Origin of the sequence: Streptomyces klenkii, from assembly GCF_003626645.1 — a bacterium.
Lineage (GTDB): Bacteria > Actinomycetota > Actinomycetes > Streptomycetales > Streptomycetaceae > Streptomyces > Streptomyces klenkii.
The window spans coordinates 188,276-206,217 of the sequence record NZ_RBAM01000013.1; the positions used below are offsets into that span (position 1 = coordinate 188,276).

General features: G+C 72.1%; 17 protein-coding genes. 2 read left to right on the forward strand and 15 right to left on the reverse strand.

Translation table 11 applies throughout. The features are described from left to right. Positions 1–114 precede the first annotated feature (114 nt). Positions 115–1,344, forward strand: a complete 1,230-nt coding sequence (locus tag D7231_RS27680; RefSeq protein WP_120758280.1) for a DUF349 domain-containing protein — start codon at positions 115–117, stop codon at positions 1,342–1,344. A 70-nt stretch (positions 1,345–1,414) separates the two neighbouring features. Here D7231_RS27680 and D7231_RS27685 read toward each other — a convergent pair whose 3' ends face one another. From D7231_RS27685 to D7231_RS27740, 12 genes are all read right to left on the reverse strand, one after another. Continuing rightward, positions 1,415–3,937: a RelA/SpoT family protein gene (locus D7231_RS27685; RefSeq protein WP_120758281.1), complete on the reverse strand. Its 2,523-nt coding sequence runs from the start codon at positions 3,935–3,937 to the stop codon at positions 1,415–1,417. A gap of 171 nt (positions 3,938–4,108) precedes the next feature. Next, positions 4,109–4,675: an adenine phosphoribosyltransferase gene (locus D7231_RS27690; RefSeq protein WP_120758282.1), complete on the reverse strand. Its 567-nt coding sequence runs from the start codon at positions 4,673–4,675 to the stop codon at positions 4,109–4,111. Continuing rightward, positions 4,672–5,784, reverse strand: coding sequence for a protein translocase subunit SecF (secF, locus tag D7231_RS27695; RefSeq protein WP_120758283.1), 1,113 nt, complete (start codon positions 5,782–5,784; stop codon positions 4,672–4,674). Before secF ends, D7231_RS27690 begins: the two co-directional genes overlap by 4 nt. Position 5,785: 1 nt before the next feature. Next, a complete protein-coding gene (gene secD / locus D7231_RS27700; RefSeq protein ID WP_120758284.1) occupies positions 5,786–7,630 on the reverse strand; it encodes a protein translocase subunit SecD in 1,845 nt (614 codons plus the stop codon). 147 nt (positions 7,631–7,777) lie between these two features. Next, positions 7,778–8,290, reverse strand: a complete 513-nt coding sequence (gene yajC / locus D7231_RS27705; RefSeq protein ID WP_120758285.1) for a preprotein translocase subunit YajC — start codon at positions 8,288–8,290, stop codon at positions 7,778–7,780. Between the two features lie 161 nt (positions 8,291–8,451). Beyond that, positions 8,452–9,522, reverse strand: coding sequence for a Holliday junction branch migration DNA helicase RuvB (gene ruvB, locus D7231_RS27710; RefSeq protein ID WP_120758286.1), 1,071 nt, complete (start codon positions 9,520–9,522; stop codon positions 8,452–8,454). 130 nt (positions 9,523–9,652) lie between these two features. Further along, positions 9,653–10,270 carry a Holliday junction branch migration protein RuvA gene (ruvA, locus tag D7231_RS27715; RefSeq protein WP_120758287.1) on the reverse strand — a complete coding sequence of 206 codons (618 nt, stop codon included), beginning with the start codon at positions 10,268–10,270 and terminating at the stop codon, positions 9,653–9,655. Then, a complete protein-coding gene (gene ruvC, locus D7231_RS27720; protein WP_120758288.1) occupies positions 10,267–10,818 on the reverse strand; it encodes a crossover junction endodeoxyribonuclease RuvC in 552 nt (183 codons plus the stop codon). The genes ruvA and ruvC overlap by 4 nt, the downstream gene beginning before the upstream one ends. A gap of 137 nt (positions 10,819–10,955) precedes the next feature. Next, positions 10,956–11,708 carry a YebC/PmpR family DNA-binding transcriptional regulator gene (locus tag D7231_RS27725; RefSeq protein ID WP_120758289.1) on the reverse strand — a complete coding sequence of 251 codons (753 nt, stop codon included), beginning with the start codon at positions 11,706–11,708 and terminating at the stop codon, positions 10,956–10,958. A 63-nt stretch (positions 11,709–11,771) separates the two neighbouring features. Then, a complete protein-coding gene (gene pdxT / locus D7231_RS27730; protein WP_120758290.1) occupies positions 11,772–12,371 on the reverse strand; it encodes a pyridoxal 5'-phosphate synthase glutaminase subunit PdxT in 600 nt (199 codons plus the stop codon). An 88-nt stretch (positions 12,372–12,459) separates the two neighbouring features. Beyond that, the gene (gene pdxS / locus D7231_RS27735; protein ID WP_120758291.1) at positions 12,460–13,374 is read right to left on the reverse strand and encodes a pyridoxal 5'-phosphate synthase lyase subunit PdxS; all 915 of its coding nucleotides are present in this window, start codon (positions 13,372–13,374) and stop codon (positions 12,460–12,462) included. Positions 13,375–13,474: 100 nt separating this feature from the next. After that, a complete protein-coding gene (locus D7231_RS27740; protein ID WP_120758292.1) occupies positions 13,475–14,017 on the reverse strand; it encodes a LemA family protein in 543 nt (180 codons plus the stop codon). A 195-nt stretch (positions 14,018–14,212) separates the two neighbouring features. Between D7231_RS27740 and D7231_RS27745 the strand changes: the two genes are divergently transcribed. After that, positions 14,213–14,899, forward strand: coding sequence for a VC0807 family protein (locus D7231_RS27745; RefSeq protein WP_199739471.1), 687 nt, complete (start codon positions 14,213–14,215; stop codon positions 14,897–14,899). A 133-nt stretch (positions 14,900–15,032) separates the two neighbouring features. Here D7231_RS27745 and D7231_RS27750 read toward each other — a convergent pair whose 3' ends face one another. The 3 genes from D7231_RS27750 to pgsA are packed head-to-tail and all read right to left on the reverse strand — an operon-like array spanning position 15,033 to position 17,853. After that, positions 15,033–16,193, reverse strand: a complete 1,161-nt coding sequence (locus D7231_RS27750) for a glycosyltransferase family 4 protein (RefSeq protein ID WP_120758293.1) — start codon at positions 16,191–16,193, stop codon at positions 15,033–15,035. Further along, on the reverse strand, positions 16,190–17,191 hold the full coding sequence (locus tag D7231_RS27755; RefSeq protein ID WP_120758294.1) for a phosphatidylinositol mannoside acyltransferase: 1,002 nt from the start codon (positions 17,189–17,191) through the stop codon (positions 16,190–16,192). The genes D7231_RS27750 and D7231_RS27755 overlap by 4 nt, the downstream gene beginning before the upstream one ends. Continuing rightward, positions 17,188–17,853, reverse strand: coding sequence for a phosphatidylinositol phosphate synthase (gene pgsA, locus D7231_RS27760; protein ID WP_120758295.1), 666 nt, complete (start codon positions 17,851–17,853; stop codon positions 17,188–17,190). Before pgsA ends, D7231_RS27755 begins: the two co-directional genes overlap by 4 nt. Between the last annotated feature and the right edge of the window lie 89 nt (positions 17,854–17,942).

Sequence of the window (17,942 nt, forward strand, 5' to 3'; positions counted from 1 at the left end):
TGATCAGGCGATGATCAAGCCGCCGGACCGGCCAGGGCGCGGCCCTGCCCGGAACAACTGTGGACGATGCGCGAGGGCCGCACGCCGGCCCCGGCATCATGTGGAGGAGGCGCTGTGAGCAGCGACCCATGGGGCCGCGTCGACGAGACGGGGACCGTGTACGTGCGTACTGCCGACGGCGAGCAGGTCGTCGGATCGTGGCAGGCCGGGTCTCCCGAGGAGGCCCTTGCTTACTTCGAGCGCAAGTACGAGGGCCTGGTCGTCGAGATCGGCCTCCTCGAGAAGCGGGTCAAGACCACCGACCTGTCGGCCAAGGACGCGACCGTCGCGATCGACCACCTGCGCACGCAGGTCGACGAGCACCACGCCGTCGGTGACCTCGACGCGCTGCGGACCCGGCTCGACAAGCTCGTCGCGACGGTCGAGGCGCGCCGCGAGGAGCGCAAGGCGGCGAAGGCCAAGCAGGCCGACGAGGCGCGCACGGCCAAGGAGGCGCTGGTCGCCGAGGCCGAGGAACTGGCGGCGAGCGAGCAGTGGCGGGCCGCCGGCGAGCGGCTGCGCGCCCTGGTCGACACCTGGAAGGGCCTGCCGCGGCTGGACCGCAAGGCCGACGACGAGCTGTGGCACCGCTTCTCGCACGCCCGCTCGGCGTTCTCCAAGCGGCGCAAGGCGCACTTCGCGGCCCTCGACGCCCAGCGCGAGGACGCCCGCAAGGCCAAGGAGAAGCTGGTCGCCGAGGCCGAGGCGCTGTCCGGTTCCACCGACTGGGGCCCGACGGCCGCGCGTTACCGCGACCTGATGGCCGAGTGGAAGGCCGTCGGCCGTGCGCAGCGCGAGGCGGAGGACGAGCTGTGGGGCCGCTTCCGCGGTGCGCAGGACGTCTTCTTCCAGGCGCGCAGCGAGGTGTTCGCCGAGCGCGACGCCGAGCAGTCGGTCAACCTGACGCACAAGGAGGAGCTCGCGGCCGAGGCCGAGAAGCTCCTGCCCGTCACCGACCTGAAGGCCGCCCGCGCCGCGTTCCGCTCGATCAACGAGCGCTGGGAGGCCATCGGCCACGTCCCGCGCGACGCCCGGCCGAAGATCGAGGGCCGGATGCACGCGGTGGAGCGCGCCATCCAGGAGGCCGAGGAGGCCGAGTGGCGGCGTACGAACCCGGAGGCGCGGGCCCGTGCGGCGGGGCTGACCGGCCAGCTTCAGGCGGCCGTCGACAAGCTCCAGGAGCAGGTCGACAAGGCGCGTGCCGCGGGCAATGACGCCAAGGCGAACAAGCTCGCGCAGGAGCTCGAGGGGCGCAAGGCGCTGCTGGACCAGGCCCTGAAGGGCCTGGAGGAGTTCGGCGGCTGAAGGCCTCGTTAAAAAGACTCCGCCCCCGGTGCGTCGCACCGGGGGCGGAGTCTTTTTACGCGTTTACGCGTTACGGCCTGCGGGCCGACGTCACGCGGTAGACGTCGTACACGCCCTCCACGCCCCGTACGGCCTTCAGGACGTGGCCGAGGTGCTTCGGGTCGCCCATCTCGAAGGTGAAGCGCGACGTGGCCACCCGGTCCCGGGACGTCTGCACGGCCGCCGAGAGGATGTTGACGTGCTGGTCGGACAGGACGCGCGTGACGTCCGACAGCAGCCGGGAGCGGTCCAGCGCCTCGACCTGGATCGCGACCAGGAAGACCGAGGACTGGGTGGGCGCCCACTCGACGTCGATGATCCGCTCGGGCTGCTGCGAGAGCGACTCGACGTTGACGCAGTCGGCGCGGTGCACCGAGATGCCGTTGCCGCGGGTGACGAAGCCGATGATGGGGTCGCCGGGCACCGGCGTACAACAGCGGGCCAGCTTCACCCAGACGTCCTCGACGCCCTTGACGATCACGCCGGGGTCGGCGCTGGAGCGGCGCTTGGAGCGGCCGCGGATCGGCGCGGTCTCCTCGATGTCCTCGGTCGCCGCGTCCTCGCCGCCGAGGGCCTGGACCAGCTTCTGCACGACGCCCTGCGCCGCGACATGGCCCTCGCCGATGGCGGCGTAGAGGGAGGAGATGTCGGGGTAGCGCATCTCGTGCGCGAGGGTGACCAGGGAGTCGCCGGTGAGGATCCGCTGGATCGGCAGGTTCTGCTTGCGCATGGCGCGCGCGATGGCGTCCTTGCCCTGCTCGATCGCCTCGTCGCGGCGCTCCTTGGAGAACCAGGCCCGGATCTTGTTGCGCGCGCGGGGGGACTTGACGAAGCCCAGCCAGTCGCGGGAGGGGCCGGCGCCGGGCGCCTTGGAGGTGAAGACCTCGACCAGATCGCCGTTGTCCAGGGTGGACTCCAGGGGCACGAGGCGCCCGTTGACCCTGGCCCCTATCGTGCGGTGGCCGACCTCGGTGTGGACGGCGTAGGCGAAGTCGACCGGGGTGGCCCCGGCCGGGAGCGCTATGACATCGCCCTTGGGGGTGAAGACGAAGACCTCGTTGCGGGAGAGGTCGAAGCGCAGGGACTCCAGGAACTCGCCCGGGTCCTCCGTCTCCTTCTGCCAGTCCAGCAGCTGCCGCAGCCAGGCCATGTCATTGACGGTGTCCTGGTTCTTGCCGGCGTTCTTGGGCACGTCGGTGCGCACCTTGGAGGCGCCGGCGACGGCCTCCTGCTTGTACTTCCAGTGCGCGGCGATGCCGTACTCGGCGCGGCGGTGCATGTCGAACGTGCGGATCTGGAGCTCGACGGGCTTGCCGCTGGGACCTATGACCGTCGTGTGCAGCGACTGGTACATGTTGAACTTGGGCATCGCGATGTAGTCCTTGAACCGCCCCGGGACCGGATTCCACCGGGCGTGGACGGTGCCGAGCGCCGCGTAGCAGTCGCGGACGGTGTCGACGAGGACGCGGATGCCCACCAGGTCGTAGATCTCGGCGAAGTCCCGGCCCCGCACGATCATCTTCTGGTAGACGCTGTAGTAGTGCTTCGGGCGGCCGGTGACGGTGGCCTTGATGCGGGCGGCGCGCAGATCGGCCTGGACCTCGTCGGTGACGATGGCGAGGTACTCGTCGCGCTTGGGGGCCCGCTCGGCGACGAGGCGGACGATCTCGTCGTACATCTTGGGGTAGAGGATCGCGAAGGCGAGGTCCTCCAGCTCCCACTTGATGGTGTTCATGCCCAGCCGGTGCGCCAGCGGGGCGTAGATCTCCAGGGTCTCGCGGGCCTTCTTCTCCTGCTTCTCCCGCTTGAGGTAGCGCATGGTGCGCATGTTGTGCAGGCGGTCGGCGAGCTTGATGACCAGGACGCGCGGGTCCTTGGCCATGGCGACGACCATCTTGCGGACGGTCTCGGCCTGCGCGGCCTCGCCGAACTGCACGCGGTCCAGCTTGGTGACGCCGTCCACCAGCAGGGCGACCTGGTCGCCGAAGTCGCGGCGCAGGTCGTCCAGGCCGTACTCGGTGTCCTCGACGGTGTCGTGCAGCAGGCCCGCCATCAGCGTGGCCGGGTCCATGCCGAGCTCGGCGAGGATCGTGGTCACCGCGAGGGGGTGGGTGATGTACGGGTCGCCGCTCTTGCGCTTCTGGCCGCGGTGCCAGCGCTCGGCGACCTGGTAGGCGCGCTCGATCTGGCGCAGGGTGGTGGCGTCGGCCTTCGGGTCGTTTCCGCGCACTATGCGCAGGAGCGGTTCGAGCACCGGGTTGTACGGGCTGGAGCGCTGGACGCCGAGGCGGGCGAGGCGGGCCCGGACGCGGCTGGAGGAGCCGGGGCGGGGAGCGCTCGGCGGGGGCGTGGGCCGGGCGGGCGAGGTGCCGGCGACGGCCGGGACCGGGCTCTTCGGCCCGCTGCCGGCCCCGGCCCCGGGGCCGGCGGGCGGCCGGGGCGTGGACTCAGGCGCGCTCTGCGGGCGGCCCGTGGGCGTACCCGTGGCCGCCGCGGCCTCGGGAGACGGCTTGTCCTGCTGTGCGGCGGTGAGCGGCTGGGCCTCGTCTGGCAAGAGCACTCCTCATGCGGGGTCCGGCCCCCCGATCAGGTCCGGACTGCCATGGTATCGAGCCCGGGCGGCGGGGGCTTCGCGCACCCGGCTGTGCTCACAAGAACGCGGGACGGCCCCCGGGGTCTTCCCCGGGGGCCGTCCCGCATGTCCGGTCCGTGCCGTCGTGGCAGGTCAGACGGTGATCAGCGCCTCCAGCGGCGCGCCCTCGAGAGCGCCGGAGAGGCGCTCGCGGCCGGGCAGGAAGCCGAGCTCCATGAGCACGACGACGCCGGCCACCTCGGCGCCGGCCCGGCGGATCAGCCGGACCGAGGCCTCGGCGGTGCCGCCCGTGGCCAGGACGTCGTCGATGACGAGGACGCGGTCGCCCGGGCCCACCGCATCGGCGTGCATCTCGATCTCCGCCGTGCCGTACTCCAGCTCATACGCCTGGGCCAGCGTGGCTCCGGGGAGCTTGCCGGCCTTGCGCACGGGCACGAAGCCGAGCCCGGCGCCGACGGCGGCCGGGGCGCCGAGGATGAAGCCCCGGGCCTCCAGGCCGACGACCTTGGTGGCGCCGTGGCGCTTGCACGCCTCCGCCAGGGCGTCGGTCAGGGCGGCGAATGCCGTGGCGTCGGCCAGCAGCGGGGTGATGTCCTTGAACATCACGCCCGGCTGGGGATAGTCGGGCACGTCGTGGATGTGCGCGAGCAGCAGGTCACGCAGCTTCTCGTCGGCCGGGCCGACTCCGGTGGCGCTCATCGGCGCTTCCCCTGGGCACGGCCGCGGCTGCCGCGGGCGCGGGGGGCGACGACGCCGGCGGTGCCGGTGTCCTCATCCTCGTCGTCCTCCACTCCGGGGACGGCGTCGCGCGGCTCCGCCTCGCCCGGCTCGCCCTTCGCGGCCGCGGCGGCGCGCTTGGCGCGCACCCGCTTGGCCAGGGCCTTCATCTGCGGGTCGCGCTCCTTGAAGTCGGCGACCAGCGGGGTGGCGATGAAGATCGAGGAGTAGGCGCCGGCCGCGAGGCCGACGAACAGGGCGAGCGAGATGTCGTTGAGCATGCCCGCGCCGAGGAAGCCGCCGCCGATGAACAGCAGGCCGGCGACCGGCAGCAGCGCCACCACGGTGGTGTTGATCGAGCGCACCAGGGTGCCGTTGAGGCTGCGGTTGGCGATCTCGCTGTAGGTGAAGCGGGTCTGCTTCGTGATGTCCTTCGAGCTCTCCTTCAGACCGTCGAAGACGACGACGGTGTCGTAGAGGGAGTAACCGAGGATCGTGAGCAGACCGATCACGGTGCCCGGGGTGACCTCGAAGCCGACCAGGGCGTAGACGCCCACGGTGATGGTGAGGTCGTGGATCAGCGCGACCAGGGCGGCGAGCGCCATCCGCCACTCGAAGGCGATCGCGAGGTAGATCACCACGAGGATCATGAAGACGGCCAGGCCGGTCCATGCCTTGTTGGCGATCTGGTCGCCCCAGCTCGGGCCGACGATGTCGGTGTTGACCTTGTCCGTGGAGACGCCGAGCTTCTTGGCCAGGGCTTCCTGGGTGGCGCGCGACTGCTCGGTGGTGACGTCGCTGACCTGGATGCGCAGCGGGCCGTTGCCGAGCTTCTGGACGATCGCGGTGTGGCCGGAGGCCTCCTCCGCCGTCTGGCGGGCGGCGTCCGCCGAGACCGAGGTCTTGGGCGTGGTGAAGACCGCGCCGCCGGAGAACTCGATGCCGAAGTTCAGGCCCCGCACCGCCAGGCCGACGATGGCCGTGATGGTGATGAGGATCGAGATGCCGTACCAGATCTTCCGCTTGGCCACGAAGTCGTAGCCGACCTCGCCGCGGTAGAGCCGGGCACCGAGATTGCCGAGCTTGGACATCTCACGCCTCCTTCGGGTCGGCGGGGGCGGCGGGGCGGCGGCGGGAGGCCCGCAGCGGCGGCCTGGCGCCGAGCCGCTTCGGGTCCAGCCCGGACCAGGGGTGACCGCTGGCGAAGAACTTGCGGCGGGCCAGGAGCGTCATCAGCGGCTTGGTGAAGAAGAAGACCACGACGACGTCGAGGAGGGTGGTCAGGCCAAGCGTGAACGCGAAGCCCTGCACCTTGCCGACGGTGACGATGAAGAGCACGGCGGCGGCGAGGAACGACACGAAGTCGGAGACCAGGATCGTGCGGCGGGCGCGCGGCCAGCCGCGCTCGACCGCCGGGCGCAGGGTGCGGCCCTCGCGGATCTCGTCGCGGATGCGCTCGAAGTAGACGATGAAGGAGTCGGCGGTGATGCCGATCGCGACGATCGCACCGCAGACGGCCGGCAGGTTCAGCGCGAAGCCGATGGCCTGGCCCAGCAGCACCATGATCGTGTAGGTGAGGATCGCCGAGCACAGGAGGCTGGCGAGGGCGACGAGCGCGAGACCGCGGTAGTACGCCACGAGGTAGACGACGACCAGGAGCAGGCCGATGGCACCGGCGAGGAGGCCGGCGCGCAGCTGGTCGCCGCCGAGCGCGGCGGTGACCGTCTGCTCGGTGACGACGTCGAAGGAGAGCGGCAGGGCGCCGTAGGACAGCACGTTGGCCAGGTCCTGGGCGGTGGCCTGGGTGAAGCCGCCGGAGATCTCCGCCTGGCCGCCGGTGATCGAGGTGGAGACGGACGGGTCGGAGACGACCTCGCCGTCCAGCACGATCGCGAACTGGTTCTGCGGGGCCTGCTTGCTCGCGAGCTGGCCAGTGACCGCGGCGAACTTCTTGGAGCCGGTGGAGTCGAACTTCAGCTGGACGAGCCAGCCGCGGCCCTGCTGGCTGTCGAAGACGGCGCTGGCGCCGGTGACGTTGGTGCCCTCGACGGACACCGGGCCGAGGATCTCCTTGGCCGAACCGTCCTTCTTGCACGCGACGATGACGTCGGTGGTCTTGGCGCCCGACGCGGCCTCGTTGGCCTTGGCGCGGCCCTCGGGGGTGGTGCAGTCCAGGGCGTCGAGCTGCTTCTGCAGCGCGGCGACGTCGGCCGGGGACGGCGTGGGCTCCTTGGACTTGTCGTCCTTGGCCTTGTCGTCCTTCTTGGCGTCGTCCTTCTTCTCGTCCTTCGCCTTGTCGTCCTTGGCGACGGCCGAGGCGGACGGGGTGGCGTCGGCCTTGACGGCGTCGGTGACCGGGCGGCCCTGCTGGCGCGGGCTCGCGCTCGAGGAGGGGCTGCCGGCGCCGGCGGAGGCGGACGGAGAGCCGGACGGCTTGTTCTTGTCGTCCTTGCTCTTGTCGTCCTTGTCCTTGCCGTCCTTGTCCTTACCGGGCGTGGAGGCGTTGGGAGTGGGCTCGGTCTTCGCACCGGGGGCCACGGACAGGACGGGGCGGAAGCCGAGCTTGGCGGTGGTACCGACCTGCTGGCGGGCCTGCTTCGCGTTCGTCCCCTTGGGGATGTTCACGATGATGTGGTTGTCGCCCTGCGTCTGGACCTCGGCCTCGGTGACGCCGAGACCGTTGACACGCCGCTCGATGATGCCGACCGCGGTGTTCATGTTGGTCGGGTTGATCGCGTTGGGCTTGCCGGGCTCGTTCTTGGCCTCCAGCGTGAAGCTGGTGCCGCCCGCGAGGTCGATGCCCAGCCGCGGCGTGGTCCGCCCGGAGGCGAACATCCCCCCGGTGAGCGCCACCATGGCGATCAGGATCAGGGCCAGGACCCTGCCCGGCCTGCCCTGGCCGCCCGGGGACCTGCGGCCCTTCTTCGGTGCTGCCACCTTGTCGTTTCTCCCTGTCCAACCGCCCGGCGCCGTGCAGTGGCCGGGCGGCCACGAATGTAGTGGGGACCTGCCCCCCGCCGGAGCCTAGACCGTCAGGGAACCGCGGCGCACCGACCGAGCGGTGCTCCGCGGTTCCTCGATGGGCTACTTCGCGTCGGTGCCGCCGTCCTTGCCGTCCCGCTCGGCGCCCTTGACGTCCTTGACGTCCTTGGCCTGCGGCTCGGCGCCCTTCTCGGCGTCCTCCGGCTCCGCGGCCTTCTCCGCCTCGGCGGCCTCGCCCTTGCCCAGGTCGATCTTCTTCTCGCCCGGGGCCTCGGCCTCGGTCAGCGACGACGCATCGTCCGGGACGACAGGGGTCTCGGACTCGTCCTGCTCGATCCCGTGGACGATGCGGTTGTACTCGGAGTCCTCCAGAACGGCGCCGATGGCGTTCTTCGCGTAGATGGCGTGGACGCCGGGGGCCACCTCGAGGAGGACCGTGTCGTCGTTGACCTCCTTGACGGTGGCGTACATGCCGCCGATCGTCCGCACGCCGGTGCCCGGGTGCATCTGGTCGCGCATCTGCGCCGCCTGGCGCTGCTTGTTCTTGGCCGACCGCGTCATCAGGAACATGGCCCCGATGAGCACGATGAACGGCAGGAGAGTCACGATATTCACGGGACGGGGTTTCCTTCACACGACCGCGGGACGCGGCCTTCTACGGGGGTGGTATGCCGTGCCGGTACCGGACGGCATCGGCGGAGTCTAAGCGAGTCCGCACCTATGGAACAACGCCCAGCATGGCACCGTGGTTCCTGACCGGACCAGCCCCCGCGCCGTCACCCGCCGAAGAGGCCCTGCTGGGACGGGGTGCCCGCCGCGCCCGCGTCCCGCACGAGGCCGAGGTGCTCCCAGGCGGCCGGGGTCGCGACGCGGCCCCTGGGCGTACGGGCCAGCAGGCCCTCGCGGACGAGGAACGGCTCGGCGACCTCCTCGACCGTCTCGCGCTCCTCGCCGACGGCCACGGCCAGCGTCGACAGGCCGACCGGGCCGCCGCCGAAGAGCTTGAGGAGGGCGGTCAGGACGGCTCGGTCGAGGCGGTCGAGGCCGCGGGCGTCGACCTCGTAGACGTCCAGGGCCTGGGCGGCGATCTCGCGCGTGATCACGCCGTCGGCCTTGACCTGGGCGTAGTCGCGGACGCGGCGCAGCAGGCGGTTGGCGATGCGGGGGGTGCCGCGGGAGCGGCCGGCGATCTCGGCGGCGCCCTGGTCCGCTATCTCCACGTCCAGCAGGCGGGCGGAGCGGTGCACCACGCGCTGGAGCTCGGCGGGGGCGTAGAACTCCATGTGCCCGGTGAAGCCGAAGCGGTCGCGCAGCGGGGGCGGCAGGAGGCCGGCCCTGGTGGTGGCGCCGACGAGGGTGAAGGGCGGCAGCTCCAGGGGGATGGCGGTGGCGCCGGGGCCCTTGCCGACGATCACGTCGACGCGGAAGTCCTCCATGGCCATGTAGAGCATCTCCTCGGCGGGCCGCGACATGCGGTGGATCTCGTCGAGGAAGAGGACCTCACCTTCGGTGAGGGAGGAGAGGATCGCGGCGAGGTCGCCGGCGTGCTGGATGGCGGGGCCGGAGGTGATGCGGATGGGGGCGCCCATCTCGGCCGCGATGATCATCGAGAGGGTGGTCTTGCCGAGGCCGGGGGCGCCGGAGAGCAGCACGTGGTCGGCGGTGGCGCCGCGGGCGCGGGCGGCCTTGAGGACGAGGTCGAGCTGCTCGCGGACGCGCTCCTGGCCGACGAACTCGCCGAGGTCCTTGGGGCGCAGCGCGGCCTCGACGGCCCGGTCCTCGCCGTCGGCGTCGGTGCCGACGAGGCGGTCGCCGGCAGCGTCGGATGCGTCGTCGTCCCAGTTCACGGGTGAAACCTCACGGTTGAATGCTCGGTCAGTTTGTGGGCAGGCGTTCCGCAGGGCGATGGGGGCACCTCCCAGCGGTAGCTGGGGGAGGGTGGGCACAAACCGCCCACCGGGCTGCACCGGACCCTGGTCATCGCGCCCGGTTCAGCGTCTGCAGCGCGGCCCGCAGCAACTGGCCGACCTGCGGCTGACCGCCGTCGGCGAGAACGGCCTCCGCCCGGGGCGCCACCGCCTCCACCGCCTCGTCCGCCTCGCGGGCGGCATAGCCCAGACCGACGAGCGCGGCCTGCAGCTGATCGCGCCACCCCGCGGCGGCGTGAGCGGGGGCCGCCGCGGCGGAGCCGACCGGCTTGCCGAGCCGGTCCTTCAGCTCCAGGAGCAGCTTCTGCGCGCCCTTCTTGCCGATGCCGGGGACGGCGGTGAGCGCCTTCTCGTCGGCCGAGGCGAAGGCCTGCCGGAGGGCGTCGGGGCTGTGGACGGCGAGCATGGCCTGGGCGAGGCGGGGGCCGACGCCGCTCGCGGTCTGGAGCAGCTCGAAGGTCTGGCGCTCGTCGTCGTCGGCGAAGCCGTAGAGGGTCAGGGAGTCCTCCCGGACGACGAGGGAGGTGGCGAGGCGGGCCGGCTGCCCGACGCGCAGGGTCGCCAGCGTGCCGGGCGTGCACTGGACGGCCATGCCGATGCCGCCGACCTCGACGACCGCGGTGTCGGGGGCGAGGGCGGCGACGGGGCCGGAGACGAAGGCGATCATCGGGTGCCCTTCGGGAGGCGTACGGGGGCGGTGGTGCGGCGCTGGGCGGCGGCGAGCTGCTGGAGGCGGTTCGTCACGGGGGCGCGCCAGATGTGGCAGATGGCCAGGGCCAGGGCGTCGGCGGCGTCGGCGGGCTTCGGCGGTGCGTCGAGCCGCAGGAGGCGGGTGACCATGGAGCCGACCTGGGCCTTGTCGGCCCGGCCGGAGCCGGTGACGGCCGCCTTGACCTCGCTGGGGGTGTGCAGCGCGACGGGCAGGCCGCGGCGGGCGGCGCAGAGCATGGCGACGGCACTGGCCTGGGCGGTGCCCATGACCGTACGGACGTTGTGCTGGCTGAAGACGCGCTCCACGGCGACGAATTCGGGCCGGTGCTCGTCGAGCCACTGCTCGATGCCGCGCTCGATGAGGACGAGGCGGTCGGCGACCTCGGCGTCCGCGGGGGTGCGGACCACTCCGACCCCGACCATGCGCAGCGGGCGGCCCGCGGTGCCCTCGACCACGCCGACGCCGCACCGCGTCAATCCGGGGTCCACACCCAGCACCCGCATGTCCGCCCCCTCCGTATCGCTCATCTGCCCGGGCAGGCTATCGGCTGCCACTGACAACGGCCGTTCACGACGACGGGCCGGCGGGACGCGTGTCCCGCCGGCCCGTCGGCCGACCGCAGGCGGATGCCGTGCGTGCCTTACGCATCTACCTTCGCCATGACGTCGTCGGAGACGTCGAAGTTGGCGAACACGTTCTGGACGTCGTCGCTGTCCTCAAGGGCGTCGATCAGCTTGAAGATCTTGCGCGCGCCCTCCTCTTCGAGCTCCACCTGCATGGTGGGGACGAAGTTGGCCTCGGCGGAGTCGTAGTCGATGCCCGCCTCCTGGAGCGCGGTGCGGACCGCGACCAGGTCGGTGGCCTCGCTGATGACCTCGAAGCTCTCGCCGAGGTCGTTGACCTCTTCGGCGCCGGCGTCGAGGACCGCGCCCAGGACGTCGTCCTCGGTCAGCTCACCCTTGGGGACGATGATGACGCCCTTGCGGTTGAACAGGTACGACACGGAGCCCGGGTCGGCCATGGAGCCGCCGTTGCGGGTCATGGCGACGCGCACGTCGGAGGCGGCGCGGTTGCGGTTGTCGGTGAGGCACTCGATGAGGACCGCCACGCCGTTCGGGCCGTAGCCCTCGTACATGATCGTCTCGTAGTCGGCGCCGCCCGCTTCGAGACCGCCGCCGCGCTTGACCGCGGAGTCGATGTTCTTGTTGGGGACCGACTGCTTCTTCGCCTTCTGGATGGCGTCGTAGAGCGTCGGGTTGCCCTCGATGTCGACGCCGCCCATGCGGGCCGCGACCTCGATGTTCTTGATCAGCTTCGCGAAGAGCTTGCCGCGCTTGGCATCGATCACGGCCTTCTTGTGCTTCGTCGTAGCCCATTTAGAGTGGCCGGACATCTGCCTGTCTCCTTCGCGTAACCAATTTCTGAAACGAACGACAGAGATCCTACCGGGGCCGGGCTACTGGGCTGCGCGCACCATGTCCACGAACAGCGCGTGGACGCGGTGGTCGCCGGTGAGCTCCGGGTGGAAGGACGTGGCCAGCACGTTGCCCTGGCGCACGGCGACGGTGTGGCCGTCGTAGGTGGCGATGACCTCGGCGGCGGCGCCGGTGGACTCGACCCAGGGGGCGCGGATGAAGATGCCCTCGACAGGGCCGCCTTCGATGCCGGCCACGTCGACGGTGGCCTCGAAGGACTCGTTCTGCCGGCCGAAGGCGTTGCGGCGGACGATCATGTCGATGCCGCCGAGCGTCTCCTGGTCCTCGCGGCCGTCGAGCAGCTTGTCGGCGAGCATGATCATGCCGGCGCAGGTGCCGTAGACGGGCATCCCGGCGCGCACGCGCTCGCGCAGCGGCTCCAGCATGCCGAAGGCGACGGCGAGCTTGGACATGGTGGTGGACTCGCCGCCGGGTATCACCAGGCCGTCGATCTCCGCGAGCTCCTCGGGGCGGCGCACGGGGCGGGCGAGGGCGTCGGCGGAGGCGAGGGCGACGAGGTGCTCGCGGACGTCGCCCTGGAGGGCGAGGACGCCGATGGTGGGCGTGGAAAGGGATGCCACGGGGGAGTTCTCCGTCTCGGGTCTGGACGACCGGTGGGCGGCCCGCCGTCGTGCGCGGGCCGCCCGGCCGGGAAAAGCGGTGCGGTGTTTACCAGCCGCGGTTGGCGTAGCGCTCGGCCTCGGGGAGGGTGTCGCAGTTGATGCCGACCATGGCCTCGCCGAGGTTGCGGGAGGCGTCCGCGATGACCTTCGGGTCGTCGTAGAAGGTGGTGGCCTTCACGATGGCGGCGGCGCGCTTGGCCGGGTCGCCGGACTTGAAGATGCCGGAGCCGACGAAGACGCCCTCGGCACCGAGCTGGCGCATCAGCGCGGCGTCGGCGGGGGTGGCCACGCCACCGGCGGAGAAGAGGACGACCGGCAGCTTGCCGAGCTCGGCGACCTCCTTGACGAGCTCGTACGGGGCGCGCAGCTCCTTGGCGGCGGCGAACAGCTCGTTGTTGTCGAAGCCGCGCAGCTTGGCGATCTCGTTCTTGATCTGGCGCAGGTGGCGCACGGCCTCCACGACGTTGCCGGTGCCGGCCTCGCCCTTGGAGCGGATCATGGCGGCGCCCTCGGCGATGCGGCGCAGGGCCTCGCCCAGGTTGGTGGCACCGCAGACGAAGGGGGTGGTGAAGGCCCACTTGTCGGAGTGGTTGACCTCGTCGGCCGGGGTGAGGACCTCGGACTCGTCGATGTAGTCGACGCCGAGCGACTGGAGGACCTGGGCCTCGACGAAGTGGCCGATGCGGGACTTGGCCATGACCGGGATGGAGACGGCGCCGATGATCTCTTCGATCATGTTGGGGTCGGACATGCGGGCCACGCCGCCGTCCTTGCGGATGTCGGCCGGAACCCGCTCGAGCGCCATGACGGCGACCGCGCCCGCGTCCTCGGCGATCTTCGCCTGCTCGGCGTTGACGACGTCCATGATCACGCCGCCCTTGAGCTGCTCGGCCATGCCGCGCTTGACGCGGGCGGTACCGGTCTCGGGGGTGGTGGACGTGCTGGGGACCGTGCTGGACACGTGGTGACCTCACTATCAAGGGCGGTGATGCTGCGGCCCTCATACAACCCAGCCGGGTTCCCCGGAAAAAGAGCCAATCGGAGGCCGGTGGCTCCTCCGGTCAGCTGTTCATCCCGGGTTCCAGTGCGGCGGGCGGCTCGTCGTCCATCTCGAAGGCCATCGGAAAGGGCGCGTGGCCGGCGAGGCGGAACCAGCGCACCACGCGGTGCTTGCGCACGGCGCGGGCGGCCCGGACCGCGTCGTTGTGGAAGCGCCTGGCCATCGGCACCCGGCGGACCGCCTCCGACAGCTCGGTCAGCGACTCCTCGCCGCCCGGGGCCTCCCGGACGGCCTCGACCTGCGGGCCCTCCGTGAAGACCGCGCGCAGGGCCTGGCTCAGCTCGCTCTCGGCGACCTCGCGGTGCTCCTCCTCGGCCTGCCGGGCCGCGTGGGCGGCCTGGTAGAGCACGATCGAGGCGGCCGGGTCGAGGACTCCGGCGGTGCCCAGCTCCTGGGCGACGGAGGCGCGGCGCAGCAGCTGGGCGTCCAGGGCGGCGCGGGCGGCGTCGATGCGGCTGTGCAGGCGGTCCAGCCGGCCGGCGGTCCAGCTCAGATAGACGCCGATGACGACCAGCGCGGCGACGATCCAGATCAATGTGGTCACGCCGGGCCACGTTACCGCTCGCCGCGGGGCCGCTGTGCGGGGCGATATCGGCCTCCGGCTCCACCCGCGGGTGGAGCCGGACGGAGCGGCGGTCCGTGCGTTTCTCCACCCCGGCTCCGATCCGTCTCCACCCGGCCGGCGCCTAGCGTCGTTGCAGGACGCAGAAGACCGGCGAAGGGCCGGGGAGGAAACCCCATGACACCGCACGCCTGGCGAGCGCTGCTCGTCCCCCTGACCATCACGATCGCCCTGCCCGTGGCGCTGTATTACGTGCTGCGGGCGCAGGGCACCGCCCAGTGGCAGGCCCTGCTGATCAGTGGCGCGATACCGGCCGCGCACGCGGTCGTCACGGCCGTCCGCCGCCGGCACGTCGCCTTCTTCGACCTGCTCGTCGTCGCCCTGCTCGCCGTCTCGGCGGCCACGTCGGTGGTGAGCGGGGATCCGCGGGTGCTGCTGCTGAAGGACGCCGCGATCCCGGCCGTGCTGGGCCTGTGGATCGGGGGCACGCTGTTCCTCTCGCGGCCCTTCGCCTTCCACCTCGGCACGCACCTGCGGCGCGGCAGCGGCGACGCGGAGGCCGAGCGGGCCTGGCAGGAGATGCCCGCGTACCGGCAGGCGCTGCGGGGCCTGACCCTGCTGTGGGCGGGCGTGCAGCTGGTCGACGCCGCCCTGAGCACGGTGCAGGCGCTGGTGCTGCCCGTCGACGCGGTCCCGGTGGTCGGCCGGATCCAGTCGTTCACCCTGCTGGCCCTGGTGGTGGTGATCACCGTACGGCGCAGCCGGCGCTTCCGGGCGCGGCACGGCATATCCCTGTTCGGAACGGCGGGCGCGTCGGCCCGGGCCGACGGCCCGGCGCCGCGCGAGGCGGAGGGCCCGGCGTAAGCCGTCCGCGGCGGTCCGTCACCGGCCCTGAAACCATGGGCCGCCGCAACGGCAAGAAGCCACCACGGCGAGGGTCCGGCGGAATGCGCACGCTGCCGGTTACCGGCACGTACCCGGCATTCCGCCGGAACGGCTAGTCGCGGGCGAGGCCGAAGCGGGCGCGCAGGCCGGTGCGTTCGTCGGCGGCGACCGAGGCCGCGCCGGCCGTGACCGTCTCGTAGACGGCCAGGATGTCGGCGCCCACGCGGGACCAGTCGAAGCGGCGCACGTGCGTGCTGCCGCGCTCGCTCAGCCCGGCCCGCTGCTGCGGGTCGCCCAGCAGCCGGACGGCCGCGGCGGCGAGCGCGTCGGCGTCCTCGTTGGCGAAGAGCTCGCCGGCCGAGCCCTGGTCGAGCACCTGGGCGAAGGCGTCCAGGTCGCTGGCGAGGACGGGGGCGCCCGCCGACATCGCCTCGACCAGGATGATGCCGAAGGACTCCCCGCCCGTGTTGGGGGCGACGTAGACGTCGACGCTGCGCAGCAGCCGCGCCTTGTCCTCGTCGCTGACCATGCCGAGGAACTCGACGCGGTCGCGCATCTCGCGGGGCAGGCCGGCGACGGCCTCCTCCTCGTCGCCCCGGCCGGCGACCAGCAGCCGGGCGTCCGGGCACGCGGCGAAGATCTTCGGCAGGGCGCGCATGAGCACAGGCAGGCCCTTGCGGGGTTCGTCGATGCGGCCGATGAAGCCGATCGTCCCGCCCTGCCACTCCTGCTTGGGCTCGGCGCGGGCGAAGAAGTCGACGTCGACGCCGTTGGGAATGACGACGGCGTCGCCGCCCAGGTGCTCGACGAGCGTCCGGCGTGCGTATTCGCTCACCGCGATGCGGGCACTGATCTTCTCCAGGGCGGGCTGGAGGATCGGATAGGCCGCGATCATCGCGCGGGAGCGCGGGTTGGAGGTGTGGAAGGTCGCCACGATCGGGCCCTGCGCGGCCCAGCAGGCCAGCAGGCCCAGCGAGGGGGAGGTGGGTTCGTGGATGTGGATGACGTCGAAGTCGCCGTCGTGCAGCCAGCGCCGCACGCGGGCGGCCGACAGGAAGCCGAAGTTCAGCCGCGCCACCGAGCCGTTGTACGGGACGGGCACGGCCCGCCCGGCCGAGACGACGAAGGGCGGCAGCGGCGTCTCGTCGTCCGCCGGGGCCAGCACCGACACCTCGTGGCCCAGCCGGATGAGGTGCTCGGCCAGGTCCCGGATGTGGAACTGCACGCCTCCGGGCACGTCCCACGAGTAGGGACAGACGATCCCGATCCTCATGCCCCGTCCCTCCGGTCGCTCTCCGACGTGCCCGCGCCTTTGCCCCGCGCCCCGCCCGCAGGCCCGTCCGGCGCGCCGGGCGGCCCGTCCGGCCCGTCCGGCCCGTCCGGGCGCGGCTCCAGGTCGGCGAGCCACAGTCGCTGGAGCATATGCCAGTCCTGCGGGTGCTCGGCGATCCCGGCGGCGAAGATGTCGGCGACCTGCTGGGTCATGGCGGCGGCCTTCTCGGCGCGGGTGCCCTCCGCGGGCACCTCGACCGGGGCGTGCACCCGGCCCTTCATCACCGGCGAGCTGTCGTACCAGAGCGTCACCGGGAGCAGCAGCGCCCCGGTCTGCACGGCGAGCATCGCGGGCCCGGCGGGCATCTTCGTGGCCTCGCCGAAGAAGGTGACCTCTATGCCCGAGGAGGACAGGTCGCGGTCGGCCACCAGGCACACCAGTCCCCCGGCGCGCAGCCGGCGCGCCAGCGTGCCGAAGGCACTGCCGCCCGCGTGGGGCAGCACCTCCATGCCCAGGCCCTCGCGATAGGCGACGAAGCGGTCGTAGAGCGTCTCGGGCTTCAGCCGCTCGGCCACCGTCGTGAAGGGCACCCCGAGCCGCGTGGTCACCCACGCGCCCGCGAGGTCGTAGTTGCCCATGTGCGGCAGCGCGACGACCACGCCGCGCCCGCTCGCCAGGGCCTCCTCCAGGTGGCCCAGGCCCTCCGGGGCGAAGGACGAGCGCCTGCGCTCCGCACTCCACACCGGCAGCCGGAAGGACTCCATCCAGTAGCGCATGTACGAGCGCATGCCCGCCCGGGACACCTGCGCGAGGCGCTCCGCGGACGCCCCCGGCAGCACCCGGGCCAGGTTGGCCTCCAGGCGCAGCACGCCGCCGCCGCGCCGCCGCCACGCCACGTCGGCGATCTGCTGCCCCAGCCGTACGGCCAGCGGCTCCGGCAGCTTCTTGACGGCGGCCCAGCCGAGCCCGTAGAGCGCGTCGGTCAGCCGTTCCTTCACCCGTTGCCACCGCCCTGCGCCGCCGCGGCCTCGGCCTCCGCCTCGGCCGACTCGCGGCGCACGGTCACCACCCGCTGGATCAGGGTCACGAGGCTGCCGGCGGCCACGATCCACAGCGCCACGGGCAGCAGGTACTGGATGCCCGGCACGCCGAACTTGTGCAGGCCCGCGAAGCCGCACGCCACCAGCGAGATGACCAGCCGCTCGGCGCGCTCGACGAGGCCGTTGACGTTCACGGGCAGCCCGATGCTCTCGCCGCGCGCCTTCGTGTACGAGACGACCTGGCCGCTGGCGAGGCAGAAGATCGACACCGCGCAGAGCACGTTGTCGTCACCGCTGCCCGCGTACCACAGCGCGAGTCCGCCGAAGATCGCCGAGTCGGCGACGCGGTCGAGCGTGGAGTCCAGGAAGGCGCCCCAGCGGCTGGAGCGGCCCAGCTGCCGGGCCATGTTGCCGTCCACCAGGTCCGAGAAGACGAACAGGGTGATGACGACCGTGCCCCAGAAGAACTCCCCCCGCGGGTAGAAGACCAGGGCGCCCGCCACCACACCGCCGGTACCGACGAGGGTCACCGCGTCGGGGCTGACGCCGAGGCGGATGAGCAGGGCGGCGAACGGCGTGAGAACACGCGTGAAGAACGCACGCGCGTACTTGTTCAGCATGGCCTTCCCGGAGGGGTGTCGTATCGGGCCGCGTGGTCAAGCGGGCCACCGGCTGGCCCATCGTAGCCAGGCGCCCCCTCCGGGCCGCG

Bases quoted from the DNA above. Each gene is read 5' to 3' on its own strand.
- pgsA (WP_120758295.1), bottom strand. From the start codon at position 17,853: ATGCTGAACAAGTACGCGCGTGCGTTCTTCACGCGTGTTCTCACGCCG.
- secF (WP_120758283.1), bottom strand. From the start codon at position 5,784: ATGTCCAAGCTCGGCAATCTCGGTGCCCGGCTCTACCGCGGCGAGGTC.
- D7231_RS27750 (WP_120758293.1), bottom strand. From the start codon at position 16,193: ATGAGGATCGGGATCGTCTGTCCCTACTCGTGGGACGTGCCCGGAGGC.
- ruvA (WP_120758287.1), bottom strand. From the start codon at position 10,270: ATGATCGCCTTCGTCTCCGGCCCCGTCGCCGCCCTCGCCCCCGACACC.
- D7231_RS27745 (WP_199739471.1), top strand. From the start codon at position 14,213: ATGACACCGCACGCCTGGCGAGCGCTGCTCGTCCCCCTGACCATCACG.
- D7231_RS27690 (WP_120758282.1), bottom strand. From the start codon at position 4,675: ATGAGCGCCACCGGAGTCGGCCCGGCCGACGAGAAGCTGCGTGACCTG.
- ruvC (WP_120758288.1), bottom strand. From the start codon at position 10,818: ATGCGGGTGCTGGGTGTGGACCCCGGATTGACGCGGTGCGGCGTCGGC.
- D7231_RS27725 (WP_120758289.1), bottom strand. From the start codon at position 11,708: ATGTCCGGCCACTCTAAATGGGCTACGACGAAGCACAAGAAGGCCGTG.